General features: G+C 68.6%; 11 protein-coding genes and 1 pseudogene. 6 read left to right on the top strand and 6 right to left on the bottom strand.

From position 1 onward, the window contains the following. Position 1: 1 nt before the first annotated feature. The 5 genes from ADK36_RS16735 to ADK36_RS16715 form a co-directional block, all read right to left on the bottom strand. Positions 2-913 carry a carbohydrate ABC transporter permease gene (locus tag ADK36_RS16735; protein ID WP_048580055.1) on the bottom strand — a complete coding sequence of 304 codons (912 nt, stop codon included), beginning with the start codon at positions 911-913 and terminating at the stop codon, positions 2-4. Positions 914-945: 32 nt separating this feature from the next. Continuing rightward, positions 946-3,006, bottom strand: a complete 2,061-nt coding sequence (locus ADK36_RS16730) for a beta-galactosidase (protein WP_048580134.1) — start codon at positions 3,004-3,006, stop codon at positions 946-948. A gap of 55 nt (positions 3,007-3,061) precedes the next feature. Beyond that, positions 3,062-4,375, bottom strand: a complete 1,314-nt coding sequence (locus ADK36_RS16725; protein ID WP_048580054.1) for an ABC transporter substrate-binding protein — start codon at positions 4,373-4,375, stop codon at positions 3,062-3,064. A 552-nt stretch (positions 4,376-4,927) separates the two neighbouring features. Beyond that, the gene (locus tag ADK36_RS16720; RefSeq protein WP_048580133.1) at positions 4,928-5,956 is read right to left on the bottom strand and encodes a LacI family DNA-binding transcriptional regulator; all 1,029 of its coding nucleotides are present in this window, start codon (positions 5,954-5,956) and stop codon (positions 4,928-4,930) included. A gap of 273 nt (positions 5,957-6,229) precedes the next feature. Next, on the bottom strand, positions 6,230-8,041 hold the full coding sequence (locus ADK36_RS16715) for an RICIN domain-containing protein (protein WP_159029103.1): 1,812 nt from the start codon (positions 8,039-8,041) through the stop codon (positions 6,230-6,232). Between the two features lie 468 nt (positions 8,042-8,509). On the opposite strand from ADK36_RS16715, the gene ADK36_RS16710 reads away from it, so the two are divergent. From ADK36_RS16710 to ADK36_RS16685, 6 genes are all read left to right on the top strand, one after another. Continuing rightward, a complete protein-coding gene (locus ADK36_RS16710; RefSeq protein WP_078942645.1) occupies positions 8,510-10,510 on the top strand; it encodes a DUF4978 domain-containing protein in 2,001 nt (666 codons plus the stop codon). A 90-nt stretch (positions 10,511-10,600) separates the two neighbouring features. Continuing rightward, on the top strand, positions 10,601-12,298 hold the full coding sequence (locus ADK36_RS47945; protein WP_107086872.1) for a substrate-binding domain-containing protein: 1,698 nt from the start codon (positions 10,601-10,603) through the stop codon (positions 12,296-12,298). Between the two features lie 274 nt (positions 12,299-12,572). After that, entirely contained in the window at positions 12,573-13,700 is a 1,128-nt protein-coding gene (locus ADK36_RS16700; RefSeq protein ID WP_048580051.1) for a Gfo/Idh/MocA family protein, read from the top strand. Then, positions 13,693-14,616 (top strand): PmoA family protein, encoded by a 924-nt coding sequence (locus ADK36_RS16695; protein WP_199830195.1) that lies wholly within the window; start codon positions 13,693-13,695, stop codon positions 14,614-14,616. Before ADK36_RS16700 ends, ADK36_RS16695 begins: the two co-directional genes overlap by 8 nt. After that, positions 14,613-15,422 (top strand): cupin domain-containing protein, encoded by an 810-nt coding sequence (locus ADK36_RS16690; RefSeq protein WP_063784518.1) that lies wholly within the window; start codon positions 14,613-14,615, stop codon positions 15,420-15,422. The genes ADK36_RS16695 and ADK36_RS16690 overlap by 4 nt, the downstream gene beginning before the upstream one ends. Before the next feature lie 14 nt (positions 15,423-15,436). Further along, positions 15,437-16,927, top strand: coding sequence for a glycoside hydrolase family 43 protein (locus ADK36_RS16685; protein WP_053198078.1), 1,491 nt, complete (start codon positions 15,437-15,439; stop codon positions 16,925-16,927). 269 nt (positions 16,928-17,196) lie between these two features. Here the strand turns inward: ADK36_RS16685 and ADK36_RS50230 are convergent. After that, positions 17,197-17,522: pseudogene (locus ADK36_RS50230) on the bottom strand (IS5/IS1182 family transposase); the annotation flags it as partial. Between the last annotated feature and the right edge of the window lie 73 nt (positions 17,523-17,595).

The following is a 17,595-nucleotide window of genomic DNA, read 5'->3' as shown; positions in this document are numbered from 1 at the left end:
CTCACTTACCGTCACCGTAGAACACCCATCTCTTGCTGAAGTAGAAGTTGATCGCGGTCAGGAAGCCGACGATGACCACGAGCAGCCATGCCATGGCCGAGGCGTAGCCCATGTGAAGCCGGCCGAAGCCCTCGTCGTACAGGTACAGCGAGTAGAAGAGGGTCGAGTCCGAAGGGCCTCCCGTCCCGCCGCTGACGACGAACGCCTGGGTGAAGGACTGGAAGGAGCTGATGACCTGGAGAACGAGGTTGAAGAAGATGATCGGAGTGAGCAGCGGCAGGGTGACGTGCCGGAACTGGTGCAGGCGGCCGGCGCCGTCGAGGGCGGCGGCTTCGTAGTACTGCTCGGGGATCTGCCGCAGGCCGGCCAGGAAGATCACCATGGAGGAACCGAAGGTCCACACGTGCAGGATGACGAGGCTGTACAGCGCGGTGTCCGGGTTGGAGATCCAGCCGGGGCCGTGGACGCCGAACAGTCCGAGGAACTTGTTCACCAGGCCGTCGGTGCCGAAGACCTGCCGCCACAGGATGCCCACCGCGACCGAGGCGCCGAGGAGCGAGGGCAGGTAGTAGACGGACCGGTAGAAGGCCAGTCCCTTGATGCCCCGGTTGAGGACCATCGCCAGGGCGAGGGCGACCGCGAGCAGCAGCGGCACGCTGAGAGCGACGTAGATGAACGTGACGCTCAGGGACTGGCGCAACCGGGGGTCGTCGAGCATCTTGCTGTAGTTCTCGAAGCCCACCCACTTCGGAGAGCTCAGTAGGTTGTAGTCCGTCATCGAGAAGTACAGCGAGGCGATCATCGGACCGAGCGTGACGCCGGCCATGCCGACGAACCACGGCAACAGGAAGACCCATGCGGTCCGTTCTTCTTTTCTGGCCGCCCGGCTCAGGGGTCTGCGAAGCACAGTCATCGTCCTCGGGTTCTTTGGAGCGGGTGCGGGAATCAGGAGTCGCCCGACGGCGGCTCGGAGGGATGCGACGTAGCCGGTGAGCTGCGCACGACGGCGACGTCCGCCGCGTCGAGGACGAGCGACTCCCCGGCCTCGACGCGGCGTCCGGTGATCAGATCGGTGCCGGAGCGGTCGAGGGTGACGGTCGCCTTGTCCTGCCGGTGGTTCAGCAGGAACAGGTACACGCTCGTCCGAGTTCGTCGCTCGGTGACCTCGACACCCCGCGGTGCGGCGTGCACCGGTCGCACCCCGGCCAGGTCCAGGACGTGCTGCACCAGCGCCTCGAACGCGTCGTCGTCCAGACGTGTGCCGATGTACACGGCGCGGCCCCGGCCGAGTTCGTGCTCGGTCACCGCCGCCTTGCCGGTGAGATGGCCCTTGCGGTAGACGGCGAGCGGTCGGGCGGTTTCCGTTTCGAGGTCGTCCTGCCACACCGAGGCGGTCGCGAAGAATCCGTTCAGCGCGGTCTTCTCGGCCGGCGCCTGGACCGGCACCGCGGCCTCGGCGGGCAGCGGAGAGAACTCCTGGACGTGCGCGCCGACGATCTCGCGCAGGGCGCCCGGGTATCCGCCTTCGTGGATCCGGTCGTCCTCGTCGACGATCCCGGAGAAGTACGAGACGACGAGATGACCGCCGTCCTCCACGAACTTCCGTACCGCCGTGCTGTGCCGGCGTGTCATCAGGTACTGGTTGGGGACGACCAGGACGCGGTAGGGCGACAGGTCGTCGTCGAGGGTGACGACGTCGACGGCGACCTGACTGTGCCACAGGGCCCGGTAGTGCCGGGCCACGGTGTCCCGGTAGTCGAAGGCGTTGTCGGGGTGGGCGCAGCCTTCCACGGCCCACCAGTTCTGCCAGTCCCACACGATCGCGACCTGCGCGCCGGTGTGTGCCGTGGCGACCTCGTCGATGGCCCGCAACTCGTTGCCGAGCGCCTTGACCTCCTGCCAGGTACGGGTCTTCTCACCTCCGTGCGGGAGCATCGCTGAATGGAACTTCTCCTGGCCCTGGGGCGAGGCCCGCCACTGGAAGAACATGACCGCGTCGGAGCCGTGCGCGACGGCCTGGTAGGAGCCCAGGCGCATCCGGCCGGGCTGCTTGACCTGGTTGGTCTTCCACTGGCTCACCGCACCGGCCGCCTGTTCCATCAGCATCCAGGGCCGGCCGTTGCCGAGCGAGCGCATCAGGTCGTACTGGAAGGCGGCGACGGCCAGCGAGTGGGGCTTGCCCGGGTCGGGGTAGCAGTCGAAGGCGACGACGTCGAGTTCCTTCGCCCACCGGTGGCTGTCGGTCAGCCGGCAGCCGAAGAAGTTGGTGGTCACCGGCACATCGGGGGTGATCGCGTGGAGCAGGTCACGCTCCTGCGTGACGAGTTCCAGCAGGTTGTCGGAGGTGAAGCGGGAGAAGTCCAGCTCACGGGAGGGGTTGACCCAGCCGCGCACGGGCTGGGGCAGGTGCACCTGGGACCAGTCGCTGTAGCGCTGGCTCCAGAATGCCGTCCCCCACCGGTGATTGAGCTCGTCCAGCGTGCCGTACCGCTGCCGCAGCCACGCACGGAAGCGGTCGTCGCACCGGTCGCAGAAGCAGTCGGAGTGGTACTCGTTGCCGATGTGCCACATGGCCAGACCAGGATGCTTCCGGTACCGCTCGGCAAGCTCGGTGGCGATGCGCCGGCTGCGGTCCCGGTAGACCGGGGAGGACGGGCAGAAGTGCCCCCGGCTCCCGATGCCGTGCCGCGCCCCCTGCCGGTCGACCGACAGGATCTCGGGGAAGTCCGTGGCGAGCCACGGCGGCGGTGCGGCGTTCGGGGTCGCGAGGTTGACGTGGATGCCGTTCGCCCACAGCAGGTCCATGATCTCGTCGAGCCAGGAGAAGTCGAACCGGCCGTCGGCCGGCTCCAGCACGGACCAGGAGAAGACGCCCAGGCTCACGAGCCGCACTCCTGCGTCCCGCATGAGCCGGACGTCCTCCTGCCACACCTCCCTCGGCCACTGCTCCGGGTTGTAGTCCCCGCCATAGACGACTCCCGGCAGTCGACGGCGAAAGGTGCTCATGCGCGGATCGGACACAGCGGGGACTCCTTTCGAAATTGCTGCTACGCGTGACTGCTCAGAGCTGGGACTTGATCTCGGAGATGAACTTCTCGGCCGCCGCCTTCGGCGACAGACGGTTGAACAGCACGTCCTCGTTGAGTCGCTGGAATATCTCGGGGACAGCGGGACCGGCCTTCGCGTTGGGGATGTGCAGAGCGGTCGGCTTCAGGGCGTTGACACGGCCCAGGTAGTCGGCGATCCGCTTCTCCGCGGGGGACAGCTCCGGCGTGATCGCCTTGAGCACGTCAGGGTTGTTGGGAACGCCGCGGTCGAACTTCTGGATCTTGGCCGCCTCGGGCGAGTTGACCAGGAAGTCGAGCAGCTCCGCGGCCTCCTTGGGGTGTTCGGTCCGCGCGGAGGCGCCGAAGAAGATGCCGGGCTTGGTGTAGGCGCCGACCTGGGAAGCCCCCTTCTCGCCGGGGAAGAGGAGCAGCTTCGCCGCACGTCCGCTGGCGCCCTCGAGCGCACCGAGCTGGGTCACGGACACGTCGGTCATGGCCGCCTTGTGCTGGGCGACCAGACTCTGCTCGACCCCGGCTCCTGACGACAGTGCCTCGACCGCCGCGTCCGCACTGGTCGTGCCACCGCTGTCACGCAGCTTGACGACCCATTCCCAGTAGGCGGCCATGGTCCCCTCGGTGAAGCCGATCTGGCTGCCGTCCTCGGTCCAGTAGTCCTCGCCGTGCTGCCGCAGCCACGGACCGAGGTCGTTGGGGTAGAGCGGCATCACCGTGCCGACCAGGCCCTTGGTCTTGGAGATGGCCTTGGAGACCTTCACGTAGTCGTCCCACGACCACTTGGTGTCGTCCGGCATGGGCACACCGGCCTTCTTGAACGCCGCCGGGTCCGCGGCGATACCGAACGCGCTGTCGCCCGCCGGGACGCCGTAGAGGCCGCCCTTCACGGTCGTCATGGCCATCGAGTTCGCGGGCAGCTTGTCCGTGTGCAGCACGTCCTTGACCTTCTTCAGGTCCATCAGCTGCCCGTTGTCGATGTACGAGTACATGAACGGGTCGGTGATCTGCAGGACGTCGGGCATGTCACTGGCGGCCGCGCTGGTCGACAGCTTCTTCCAGTAGTCGTCCCAGTTGGAGTACTCGGGCTGGACGTCGATGTTCGGGTGCTCCTTCTCGAACACCGCGATCATCTGCTTGGTCATCTCGTGCCGGGAGTCCGATCCCCACCAGTTGAACCGGATGACGGTCTTGCCGCCGTTGCTCCCGGAGGAGTCTCCGGCGCAGCCCGCGGTCAGGGCGAGGGCGAAGACCGAACAGGTCAGCCCGACCGCCCGGAGTCGAGAGCGTCTGCTCAGACGGGACGAGTGGTTCATGTTGGGGCTCCTCTGCTGCCATCACTGGGCGGTGCGCCCAGACGGAGGGAAACTTCGTCTCAAGAAGCCGACGTGCGCGCCGGCCCGTCTCGCCGCGTGGCGGCGGACTGCACAACTCGGCTGCTTTGCGGGCCGCGAAAGTTACCTGCGGTCCGGGTGCTGGCAGCCGGCCCGGCTCATCGGGATCCCGGGTGGGCTGCAGCGGCTCTGACAGGGGTTTTGTGAACGTACGCTGGAGCCTTGGGTCGGTGTGCCGAGCTGATCCGCGGGATTGACCGCGAGCATCGCACCGAGTTGCGGGGCTGTGTGCGTCAGCAATAGTGAACGTTCACGCGGCGAGCGTAGTTATCGACCACATCTCGGTCAAGGGTTCTGTAGGTAACACTTGGGTGCTTAGTGAGACTTCACTGGTTCCGGGCCGGTACGGGAGCGGCACGGACCGCGCGGGAACATGCCGGGTCGGCGCGTTCCGCCGGCTGTGGACGAGGCGTCCGGGTGCTCCGATCCGCCCGAACGCCCGTTGCGCGACGGCTGGTTGGTGGGGCCGACGAGCTACAGGGTGTGGTTCGTCCTCGCCGGTCCGGACGACTCGCGCAGCACGAGGCGGCAGTCGAGGTCCAGATGCAGTTCCGGCTCGGTCTCCTCGCGGATGCGGGCGAGCAGGGCCTGCATGGCCCGCCGGCCCATGGCCTCGCGGTCGAGATCCACGGTGGAGATGGACGGATTGAAGTACGCGGTGAACTCCTGGTTGTCCCAGCCGAAGACACTCACGTCCTCGGGGACCCGCCACCCGCGGTCCTGGAAGCCACGGATGACGCCCATGGCGACGTCGTCGTTGGCGGCGAGAACCGCGGTGACACCGGAGTCCGCCGACAGGCCCTGGGCCGCGTCGTATCCGGACCGCACGGACCAGTCACCGTCGATGACGGCGTAGTTCTCCAGGCCCCGCTCGGCGACCGTCCGCAGATAGACCTCGCGTCGTTTTCGTGCCGACATCCAGTCCGTACTGCCGGCGACGTGCACGAAACGCCGGTGGCCCAGGGAGACGAGGTGATCGATGATCATGGCCGCGGGCTCGCCGTCAGCCGTGATCCCGTGGGACCGCATCTGGTCGTCGTACTCACCTATGACGACGGTCGGAGTGTGGTCCAGCCCCAGCTTCTCCAGGTCGCCGATGGGGGTGAAGGTCAGCACTCCGTCTGCCTGACCGGAGTCGAGGAGAGCACGGACACGGTCCCCCCTGACCCGTTCGTCGCCTTCCAGGCCGACGATGTCCAGCTGGTAGCCGGCCGCCTGTGCCTCGGCGGACGCTCCCCGCAGGATCTGCGAGGGCACGAAGGTCGTCATGGCCGGCAGGACCACGGTGACGCGGTTGGACTTGCGGGTGCGCATCGACCGCGCCACCAGGTTGGGCCGGTAGTCCAGCTCGGCCACGGCCTGTTCTATGCGGGCCACCGTCTGCGGCTTCATGCCACCGTTGCCCCGAAGGAAGCGCGAGACGGTCTGATGCGACACGCCCGCGTGCGCCGCGACGTCGAGGATGGTGGGACGCTTTCTGGACGGCGGTTTCGGCCGTTTCACGTCCCGCTCCGCTCTCTCCGGTCCCGTGTCCGCGTCCACCGTGCCGCCCCCCGCCGCATCTCCACGCCCCGCACGCCCATCGGTACTGTACTGCCGAGTTCTCCATGACAGGCCGGGCCCTTTCCTCTTGCCGTCTCGCCGCAGCCGACCGCATCGGCCGGTCGAGCCCGGCCGTCCCGCTGATCGTCCGGCCCGGCCGGCCGCATGGTCCCTGTCCGGGCCGTGCGGCCGGCCGCCGAGTCCGCCGTCACCGGGCGGCACGCGTTCCTCATGTCAGACCTGCAGAGTCCAGTGCTGGTTCGTGTGCTGCTCGTCGTTCCAGCAGGTGTACTGCAGCAGCCGCGCCCCGTCCGTCGTCAAGGCCCGGTCCACGTCGAGGCACTTGCCGGAGTGCCGGGCGATGATCTCGACGTAGCCGGTGCCGGTGTCGCTCAGCCGCCACTGCTGGCTGGTGCGGCCGTCGCAGGTCTGCTGGACGATCGCGGCCGAGTTCGCCGTGGAGGAGCCGGTCACGTCGAGGCACAGTCCCGAGTGCCGGGAGAGGATCTGGTAGTAGCCCCCGCCGACTTCGTGCAGCTGCCACCGCTGGTCGTCGCCGCCCGAGCAACCGGCCTGTTCGATCGCTGCCCCGGCCGTGGCCGAGGAGCCGACCGCCTCGGCGCACTTGGCCGAGTGCCGCGCCTTGAGCGTCGTCGTGTCGGCCAGCCGGGACAGTTCCGACGAGAGCACGGGGACGTAGAAGTCGGTGATCCCGGCGATGTTCGGATGCGTGCCGCTGCCGCCACTGCCCGGGTAGCCGCCCACGAGTCCGTCGAAGGTGTACACCACCCGCTGGGCGTCGACGCGCGTGTCGAGCGTCGCGTCCCCGAAGACGTCGGCCACCGCTACCCCCCACTTCTGGGCGGCCTGCAACTGCACCTGGCGCAGGGCGAGCTGGGTGTCCCAGTCGCGCGAGCCCATCTTGTGGGCGGCCACGTAGACCAGCTGGGCGGTCGGCCACTTCTGCCGCATCGTGTGGATGGTGGTTTCGAGTGCCCCCGCGTAGGTGCCGGGGTCGAGGGTGGCGGGGTCCTGCGAGCCGCTGACGGTGCCGACCTCGTAGGTGTGCGAGTCGTGGATCTCCATCGCGTCGTTCGTGCCGCCGTCGAAGACGACGAAGTCGGGCGCCTGCGCGCTCGCCGACTTCACCTGGTTCAGGATCTGTCCACCGATGGCGGTGGGCGCCGGGCCCACGGTCGCGCCGTTGCGCGCGTACTTCGTCAGCGTCATGCCCTCACGTTCGGCGACGAAGTTCACGAAGCTGCGCGCGTACTGGTGCCCGTAGACGATGCTGTCACCGAAGGCGTAGACGGACGAGCCGGCGAGGGATCCGTAGGCGGGGTTCGCGGGGCGGGTCAGGCGGAAGTTGTCGATCGACTGCACGCCGGTGCCGTAGTAGTTGCAGGCGACGAGCTTCGCCAGGTTCTGTCCCGTGATGCTTTTCGTGGCGGAGACCAGCACCTTCGGCGCGGCTTCCTTGCTGGTGACCGTGTACTGGGCGGTGCCGAGGGTGAAGTCCATGTGCAGGTCGACCGTGTACCACTTGGTCCGGTCGAAGCTGATCTTGGTCCAGGTGGGATTGAGTGAATCCGGGGCGGAAGTGGAGTCCGAGTCGGGGCCCGTCGCGGCGTAGCGGAATTCCGCGCCGGTCGCGGCGATGCCGAAGACGAGGCGTCCGGCGCTGTCACGCAGTTCCAGACCGGTCTTCATCCCGGTGCTGCTGATAGCGGTCTTCCAGTCGAACCGCAGGTCGAGTGTCTTCTCCTGGGAGATCGACGACGCGAAGGGCCGCACGGACGTCGTGTAGTTGCCCATGCCCTTCGTGACATCCAGTACGCCGTTGCCGACGGCGGCCCCGACCGGGAAACCGAAGTTCGCGGGGGTCGTCTGAGCGTCGAACGTCTCGTTGATCAACGTCGCGCCCGGCGTTTCGGCGGCGGAGGCGGCCGGAGCTGCGAGGAAGGGGGCGAGGAGCAGGATGCCGGCGGCCAGGGAGCCGGCCCATCTTCGGGGCCGACGGCCCGTTCTGCGCATGACCGTATACACGTGATCTCCCTTGATCTCTGGTGATACCGAGCGGTGCCCGGCGGGGAAGAGGGGGATCCCGGCCGCAGCTCGGCCCGAGGGCCGCACAGAAATCCACGAAGTACCGGGAAGGATGAGGTGTCCGACAACAGCAGGGGCAACGTAGTGATCGTTCACCTTGGCGGTCAAGAGGTCTGCGGGTGATCGTTCACTTCACGGGAGTCCCACCGGCACGACCGGAGCCCACCCGCCCTGGGCTGCGACGAAACTGCCCCCGTTCACGCCATTGACACACAAGCGTTTCAGACAGTCTTATGTGCGCCATCGTTGGTTTCAGTCAACCGCCGATCACCAGGGCCCCGCCATCGCCTGTCGGCTCGATCGCGCTGCGCCCGACGCCCCTGTCTCGAAGGTTCCTGACGGACGCCATCGACCCTCAATCGTGATCGTTCACTATCCGGCAAGTCCGCCTGACACGGAGGTAGTGCAATGAAGTCCAACACCGGCCCTTGGTCGCGCCGCAGATTCCTCGCCACGAGCGGGGCGGCAGCCCTCGGGGGCATGGCGCTGAACCTCGTCGGCGGCCTCCCGCGGGCCGCCGCGGCCGGCAGTGTGGTGTCCTACGTCGACACATCGAGGTCCACGTACGACAAGATCGCCCTGATGGTCGACGGGAAGCCCTTCTTCCACAGTGGCGTCCAGTTCCGGTACGAGAAGCACAAGTACACGTTCGGCTGGACGGACGCCCAGTTGAAGCCGGTGCTCGGGATGATCCGCGACGACGGGTTCACCGTCGTGAACATCCCGATCTGGTGGTCCAAGGTGGAGACCTCGAAGGATGTTTTCGACTTCACCGACATCGACAAGTACCTGGCCTGGTGCGGGGAGTACGGCCTCAAGCTGGAAATCCTGTGGTTCAGCCATGAATCGACCGGTTCGTCCCTGGCGGCCCGGATGCCGGCCTACGTGATGAACGACTACCAGGCCGTGGTGAGGTCCGACGGCACCAAGCTGACCCTGAACGGCAACCCTCTCCTGGACAAGACCGATCCGAACATGCTCGCCAGGGAGAAGCATGTGCTCGGTCAACTCATGGCCCACATCGCGTCCGTCGACACCGCTCACACCCTCATCGGCGTCCAGGTGCTGAACGAACCGAACGTGTCGAAGCAGCAGGGCGGCCAGTCCATCGACCGGAGCTACAGCACCTACAGCACCAACCTGTGGAACAGCGGCGGATACACCGACGCGACGAAGTTCCGCAAGGACGTGCTGCTGAACTACCTGACCCAGCTGGGACAGGTGATCAAGCAGTCGGACCACTCGGTGTACACCCGGACCAACATCGCCGGCAGCGGGGACACGGTGCCGGTCGCCGAGAACGAGGTCCTCAGGGCTCAGGGGACGGCGACCATCGACTTCTTCGGGAAGGACCCGTACACCACGGGCCTCGACACGCTCTACAACTACGGCAGGGACTCTATCTGGGCCCAGGGGAAGAACTTCCCCATGATCATGGAGAACTTCGGCGGAACCCCGGCAGCGGACGTCGAGAAGTTCAACGCCATCGCCGGCAACACCGCCCACAATCTGTACGCCGCCCTGGACCCGGACTCCAGCACGGGCAGCAGCGACCATGGCCTGTACGACTTCAACCCCACCACCAAGGTCGTCACCCGCCAGGCCGTCTCGGACAAGGTCGCCCGGCTCAATCACGCGCTGAACAAGATCCACCGAGACCTCGCCAGCAGAACTCCGGTGGAACGCGGCGGAACCAACCTGCAAACCTTCAACCGGGGCGCGACCGCCAGCACCACTGCCATCAAGCCCGTGGGCGGCGTCAACATCACGTTTGCGACATCGAGCGGTGCGCAGGCATTCGGCGTCAGGCGCGGTGCGGCCGAGTTCGCTTTCGCCACCACGACCCAGGCCACGTTTACCCTGCCGGGAACCATCGGGGTCGTACGGTCCGTCGAAACCGGACAGTACGACGCGAACGACAACTGGGTGAAGTCCGGCACCAAGGCGTACAGCACCGTGTCCGGGAACACCGAAATCACCCTGGCGGCCGAGGAATGCGTGCGGGTCTCCTACCTTGTCAGCGGCGCGCGGTACAAGCTGAGGAACACGTCCTCGGGCAAGTACCTCGACACCGATGCGAACGGTGCGGTCATCCTCTCGGCCGCGACCGCCTACGACGACCAGGACTGGATCGTCGCCAAGGACTCGTCCGGATCCTGGACCGTCAAGAACGCGCGGACGGGACGCTTCTATCTGGAGACCAGCGCCGGCGCCAACAACGTCATATGGAACACCGGCACTGTTTCGGACGCCTCGCTCTGGAACCTGGAAGGGGTCGCGACAGGCGGGCTCCGCGTCCGGAACACCCACACGGGAAGGGCCTACCTGTACGGGAACTCCGCGGGTGAGGCGAAGTGGAACACGGGAACACAGGACGCGAACACGGTCTGGGAGTTCCAGCCGAAGTAGCCGCCCCCGCCGTCCCTTCTCCCGCGAGGCCGGAAAGGCCGTCCACACGGGGGAGGGGGCGGCGCAGGGTGCCCGTGTAATGATTGCTGCATGACTCAGGCCGACGTGTTGCGGGCTCTGGACGCCAGGGCCGCCGGCCAGTGGGGCCTGGTGACCACCGCCCAGGCGAAGCTGGACGGCGTGCAGGGCGTCCAGCTCCTGCGGCTGGAGCGGTCCGGGGCGCTGGAGAGTGTGGGCCACGGGGTGTACCGCCTGGCCGCCTCTCCCCAGCCGGAACACCTCAGGATCAAGGTCGCGTGGCTGCGGCTGGACCCCGGGACCCCGGCGCGGGACCGCCGCACCGACGGCCCCGGGTCGGGCGTCGTCTCCCACACCTCCGCGTGTGCGGTGCACGGCCTGGGCGGCCGGCCCACCGACCTTGTGGAGCTGACGGTCCCCTCACGCCGTACCACTCGTGACGAGACCGTCGTGCTGCACCGGAGGCGCACGGACGCCGAGGACATCACCGTCGTCGACGGGCTGCCCGTCACCACCGTGCCGCGCACCGTCGTCGACCTGCTGGAAGACCGTGCCGACGCGGCCCGTACGGGCACGTTCGTCGCCGAAGCCGCCGCCCGTGGCCTGGTGCGCGTCGACGAGCTCGCACCGCGGGTCGCGGCCTTCGCCGGTTCCTACGGGCTGCCCGCGGAGGCATCCGGCGCGGAGCTGCTGGAGTTTCTGTGCGAGCAGGCGGGGCGTCCTCTGCCGGTACGGAAGGCCGGTCGGCCCGCCGGGAATGCCGCCGGCCCGGAGAGGAAGCGGCCGACCATATGGGAGGTCGCCAAGCGGGCCGGCGTGTCGCACCAGACCGTGTCCCGGTTCCTGAAGAACGACAGCGGCATGAAGCCGGCGACGCGAGCGAGGATCGAGCGGGCCGTCGCCGAGCTGGACTACCGGCCCAACCTCATGGCGCGGTCGATGCGCACGCAGCGGTCCCAACGGATCACCATCGTACTGCCCGAGTTGAGCGGCTTCGTCCCGATCCCTCTGCTGAGGGGCGCCTCGGCCGCGGCGCACGAGGCCGGGTACATGACCGACGTCGTCGGGCTGGAGGGCGGCGAGTCGCGGCGCGCCAGCAGCGTGCTGTCCCTGTTGGAGACCCGGCAGGCGGACGGGGTGCTGTCCCTGGTGCCGCTCGGGGACCTCGCCGGCGGCCAGGGCGCCGGGCAGCGGCCCGTGGTGGTGCTGGGCGAGTACGACGACAACCTCCAGTCCCGGGGACGGCTGGCCGACGGACGGCCCGCCGAGGAGATCCTGCGCCACCTCGCCGACCAGGGACACCGCCGGTTCCTCCACGTCGCCGGCTCGCAGGACTGGGCCTCGGCGCGCAACCGGCGGGCGGTCTATGTGGAGGCGGTCGAGCGCCTGGGCCTTACGTCCTATGGCGTCGTCGACGGCGACTGGTCCGTGCGCTCCGGCTACGAGGCCGCGCGGGACCTGCCCGCAGATTCCGGCGTGACGGCCGTGCTGGCCGCCAACGACTACGTCGCCCTGGGGGTACTCCGCGGTTTCCAGGACCGCGGTACGCGGGTGCCCGACGAGATGAGCGTCTTCGGCTGGGACGACGAGGAGTTCACCCGGTACTTCTCGCCGAGCATCTCGACGGTGCACATCAACAAGGAAGAGGTCGGCCGCCAGTCGATGCTGTCGCTGCTCGCTCTTCTACGTGGCGAGCCCGAGCCGGAGGCCGAGGTCACGGATCTGTTCCACCTCGTGCCGCGCGGGTCGAGCGGCCCGGCCCCTCGCTGAGTCCCTCCGGTGTCCCCGCCGGGACGTCACGCGAAAAAGTGAACGATCACTGCGCAACTCTTGACCGTAAAGGTGACCGTTCACTACGTTCAGTCTGCCGCCGCGTCCACATCGGCGAGAGAGCCGAGTTCGTCCGCTAGAGCCGTTCCCCTCGACCGCACGGCCATGCGTGCACGCCCTGGGCCGAGCAGCTCGAACCGACCTCCTGCGTCAGCAGTTCGACGACCCCCAGTGCCGCGCCCAGGCAGCGCCCGAGCTTCCACGAAAGAGCCACATGACCCAGTACAGCCAGCCCGCGCGGGTGGCGATCGTCGGCGCCGGAAACATCGCCGACGGCTGCCACATGCCCGCTGTCCAGGCCCAGGACGGCGAGGCCACCGTCATCGCCGTCGTCGACGTCGACCTGCAGCGCGCCGAGGCCTTCGCCGCCCGCTGGGGCATTCCCGCCGCCTACGACGGCCTCGACCGGATGCTCCAGGAGCAGCGCCCGGACCTGGTCATCGTCTGCACGCCCCCGATCGCCCACGGCGAGGCCATCACCGCCTGTCTGGACGCCGGCGCGTGGGTGTGGTGCGAGAAGCCTCCCACCCTCTCGGTGGCCGAGTACGACGCCGTCGCCGCCCACGAGCGCGAGGGCGGCCCGTACGTCTCCTATGTGTTCCAGCACCGGTTCGGGTCCGCCGCCCGGGCCTTGCGGGAGCACATCCGCACCGGCCGCCTCGGCGCTCCCCTGGTCGGCGTCTGCCACACCCTGTGGTACCGGGACGACGCCTACTTCGAGGTTCCCTGGCGCGGCAAGTGGGAGACCGAGGGCGGCGGCCCCACCATGGGACATGGCATCCACCAGATGGACCTCATGCTGTCCCTGATGGGCGAGTGGACCGAAGTCCGCGCCGCCATGGGCACGTTGGCCCGCGACGTGGAGACCGAGGATGTCTCCATGGCGATGGTCCGCTTCGCCGGCGGCGCCATGGTGTCCATGGTGAACAGCCTCCTCTCCCCCCGCGAGACCAGCTACCTGCGCTTCGACTTCCCCGAGGCCACCGTCGAGTTGTCCCACCTCTACGGCTACGACAACTCCCACTGGACGTGGACCCCCGCGCCCCACCGGGCCGGCGCCACGGCCGTGGAGCTCGGAGCGCCGCTCGACGACGAAGCCAGTTCGCACGCCGCGCAACTGCGCGTGCTGCTGCGGTCGCTGCGCGCCGGGGAACGCCCCGAGGCCAGTGGCGACGACGGCCGCCGCGCCCTGGCCTTCATCGCCGCCCTGTACGAGTCGGCGCGGACCGGGCGCCCCGTCACCCCGGACATGATCAGCCCGGCCAGCCCCATCTACCACTCCATGAGCGGTCGCCCCGGCGCCGCCCGGGACAACGCCGCCAAGGAGAAGACCGGTGTCTGACACTCACTTCCGCATCGACCACGACGCCGCCGGAAACCAGTTCGTGGTCTCGGCCGCGGGTACGGACCTCGCCACGTACGTCTACCGGCCGGACACCCCCCTCGAAGAGTCCCCCAAGCCATACCTCTATCCGCTGAGAACCCTCTCCGGCGCGCCCGTGGGCGTCTACCGGCCCTGGGACCACCGCTGGCACAAGGGCCTGCAGATGACCTGGTCGCATCTGTCCGGCGACAACTTCTGGGGCGGCCCGACCTTCCAACAGGGCGCGCCCGGCCACGGCTACGTGTGGCGCAAGAACCACGGTCGGCAGGTGCACCGCGCCTTCGAGCCGCAGGACCTCGGCGGCAGCGAGGTGTCCGTCGTCCAGGGCCTGGACTGGATCTCCTCCCGGGACGAGGTGTGGATCGACGAGACCCGCACGCTCCGCTTCCACAGCGCCGACACCGCCGGCGGTGTCTGGGCGCTGGACTTCACCACCGCCCTGACCAACGTGCACCGCGAACCACTGGAGATGGGCAGCCCCTCCACGCACGGCCGCCCCAACGCCGGCTATACGGGACTGTTCTGGCGCGGGCCCCGGGCCTGGACCGGTGCGGACGTCATCGCCGACGGGGGCCACGAGGGCGACGCCGTCATGGGTACCCGGGGCGCCTGGGCGGCCATCGCCGGTGAGCACGACGAGATCGACGGCGGCGCCACGGTGCTCGCCTACGCCGGCACCACCAGCGCCTCCACCCCGCTGACGTGGTTCGCCCGCAGTAGCGCCTTCGCCTGCCTCAACCCCTCGCCCGCCTTCGACACGGAGATCAAGCTGGAACCCGGTGAGACGCTGCGCCTGAGCCACCGCTTCGTATTCCTCGACCGCGTGGTGGACCGCGGTGAACTCGAACCGATCGCACAGGAGTTCGCGCTGTGACCTCCCTCCCCGACTTCCCCGGAGCCGTGGGGCTCAGCCAGCTCGCGGTGTACCCCTGGCCCACGGCGGACGGCGCACACGGCGGCTCGCCGCACATGCACCTCACCTGCGCGGAGTGCTACGTCGTCGTCAGCGGCCGTGGCCGCCTGGAGACCCTCAACTACAAGGGGCTCACGACGACCGAGCTGCATCCCGGAGACGTCGTCTGGTTCGCCCCCGGCACGATTCACCGAGCCATCAACGACGGGGACCTGCGCGTGATCGTCGTCATGCAGAACAGCGGCCTCCCCGAGGCGGGCGACGCGGTCATGACGTTCCCGCCCGAGTACCTCTCCCCCGAGACCTACCCGGACGCGGCCTCACTCCTCGACGCCGACGGCAGCCCCGGCCACGAGCGCGCGCAGGCTCGCAGGGATCTGGCCATCGCCGGCTTCACCGAACTGAAGCGGCAGTGGCGGCGAGGAAACCGCTCGGCGTACGAGGACTTCTGCGCGGCAGCGGTGCGGCTCGTCCAACCCCTTCTGGACACCTGGGAGAAGACGGTCAACGACGGTGCGCTGTCCGCCGCACACACGGCACTACGGCAGATCGGCGCACTGCGGCAGGGCCGCTTCGACCACTTGTTCAGCGCGGAGATCTCGCGTATCGCCCAGCCTTCCTCACAGACGCTGGGCATGTGCGGTTTCCTCCGCGCCTACGACCCGGCCCGCCGGGCCGGCACATCGGCCGGGCGGAAGTCAGGCCTGATCGCGGCCGACGTTGAAGAATGTGTCCGACCGGGTGCTGATCTTCCCGGGTTGAGCTGAGGAAAGCGTTTCGAATGAGTTCGATACTGCCTGAGGACGGCAGCAGCGCAGATGCTGCGACCACCCCGATCTTGTCGGGGATGTACCCCGATCCATCGGTGTGCCGGGTCGGAGGGGACTTCTTTCTGGCGAATTCATCGTTCGAGTACAGTCCCGGCATCCCGATCTGGCATTCCCGGGACCTGGTGTCCTGGCGTCAGATCGGCAACGCCCTGACGCGGGAGGATCAGTTCCCCGCCGGCCGGTCGCCGTCGAGCCGCGGCGTCTACGCCCCGACCCTGCGCCACCACGAGGGCCGATTCTGGCTGATCACCACAAACATCGACGACGCTCGCGGGGGTCATCAGATCTGCCACGCGAGCGACCCGGCCGGGCCGTGGTCCGCGCCGGTGTGCCTGACCGAACTCGACGGCATCGACCCGGACCTGGTCTGGGACGACGAGGGAACGTGCCTGGTCACCTACTGCTCGTGGTCGGAGACCGAGATCGGCATCAGGCAGGTCGCGGTCGATCTGGAGCGGGGTGTGGCCCTCGAGCAGCCGCGGTGGATCTGGCACGGTACCGGCCTCGCCCATTCCGAAGGACCGCATCTGTACCGGCGCGACGGCTGGTGGTACCTGGTGATCGCCGAAGGCGGCACCGACCGGGGCCACGTGGTGTCGGTCGCGCGCTCCCGCAGCCCACGAGGGCCGTTCGAGACTGCCGCGCACAATCCGGTCCTCACCCACCGCAGCACGGCGCATGCCGTCCAGAACGTCGGTCATGCCGATCTCGTCGAGCGCCCCGACGGGACGTGGGCGGCGGTGTATCTCGGCACACGGCCCCGAGGCCGTAGTCCCCGGTTCCATGTGAACGGGCGTGAGACGTTTCTCGCCGACGTCTCCTGGGTGGACGACTGGCCGCACTTCGCGTCGGCGAGCGTGCGCGTCCCCACCGGGCAGCGGGACTTCGAGGACGACTTCTCCGCGCCCCAACTGCATCTCAGGTGGGTCTCGCCCGGCGAGCGTCCCGACCGCTTCGTCCGCCGCGCGCCGGACGGGATGGTCGTGGGTCACGCACCGAGCGAGAACGGTGAGCCCTCGGGCCTGTTCACCCGGGTCGGCGGAGACCACTGGGAGGCCGACTTCCTCGTCGATCCGGGGGAGGGTGCCTTCACCGTCGCGCTACGGCTTGATGGTGCTCATTGGTACGGGCTGCGCGTCGCCGACGGCGAAGTCACGGCCATCGCACGTATCGGACAGATCCAGACAGTTCTCGGCTCCCGCCCGCTGCCCGACGCCCCTGTCACCCTCCGCATCCGGTCCACGGAGCCGACCTGGAGCGGGCCGGACGACATCGAACTGGGCATCGGTGACGGAAGCGGCGCCGATGCTCTCGTCCGCCTGGACGGACGCTATCTCTCCACCGAAGTGGCGGGCGGGTTCACCGGGCGCCTGGTCGGTGTGTGGACCGAGTCGCGGGAGGTCCTTGTCCGGCGGGTCCGGTTCGCCGAACAGCGCGCATGACTCCGCCGCGTGACGGACGTACTCCCTTGCCCCGGACTCTGCCTCACGAGGTGCGCCGCGGGTCGTGCATCGGCTGGACCGGATCGCGGGCCTCCTGACCTGTCGCCCCGGAGAACCTGTTCAGCCGACCGCAGGCTCAGCGACGCCCCGAGCGGATCCTGGCGCACCGTCAGCGGCTCGCCGGGTTTTGCTCCATCGGCCGGCTGCGTCTGGGCGACCAGCCCCGACCAGCGGGGGCCGGTCGCGGCGCTGACCGCCCATTCTTTGCAGGCGCCGTCACCGAGCACCGTCGCCCCATCGCGGTGCGCGGACAGGCCCGAGTCCCGCCACGCTTCGGCGTCCGCGGTGCCCGGCACCGGACGCGCCGTCGCCACCACACGACGGGTCTCCGCGTCCACGACAACCCGCACGTTCACCGAGAACCGGTAGTTGCGGGAGGAGGCACCCATGGTGCGGTCAGCACCAGGATGAGGGTGCCGTCCACGATCCGTAACCGTTCGACCGAGCTGTGCACGGCCCGGGCCGGCTCGATGGCCAGTAGAGGGCCGAGCCTTTGAATCACCCGGCACACCGTCGCGGGCGAGACGCGGAACAGTGAGGGCCGTTGGACGGACACCTCTTGGACGCCCCGCTGTCCTCCGGGGCGTGGGCCGTCTCCTACGACGAGA

This window comes from Streptomyces viridochromogenes (genome assembly GCF_001270495.1).
GTDB lineage: Bacteria > Actinomycetota > Actinomycetes > Streptomycetales > Streptomycetaceae > Streptomyces > Streptomyces viridochromogenes_A.
This window is presented reverse-complemented; position numbering and strand designations above follow the sequence as displayed.

Excerpts from the sequence above, each read along its gene's own strand:
- ADK36_RS16735 (WP_048580055.1), bottom strand. The coding sequence starts at position 913 with ATGACTGTGCTTCGCAGACCCCTGAGCCGGGCGGCCAGAAAAGAAGAA.
- ADK36_RS16730 (WP_048580134.1), bottom strand. The coding sequence starts at position 3,006 with ATGAGCACCTTTCGCCGTCGACTGCCGGGAGTCGTCTATGGCGGGGAC.
- ADK36_RS16725 (WP_048580054.1), bottom strand. The coding sequence starts at position 4,375 with ATGAACCACTCGTCCCGTCTGAGCAGACGCTCTCGACTCCGGGCGGTC.
- ADK36_RS16710 (WP_078942645.1), top strand. The coding sequence starts at position 8,510 with ATGAAGTCCAACACCGGCCCTTGGTCGCGCCGCAGATTCCTCGCCACG.
- ADK36_RS47945 (WP_107086872.1), top strand. The coding sequence starts at position 10,601 with ATGACTCAGGCCGACGTGTTGCGGGCTCTGGACGCCAGGGCCGCCGGC.
- ADK36_RS16700 (WP_048580051.1), top strand. The coding sequence starts at position 12,573 with ATGACCCAGTACAGCCAGCCCGCGCGGGTGGCGATCGTCGGCGCCGGA.
- ADK36_RS16685 (WP_053198078.1), top strand. The coding sequence starts at position 15,437 with ATGAGTTCGATACTGCCTGAGGACGGCAGCAGCGCAGATGCTGCGACC.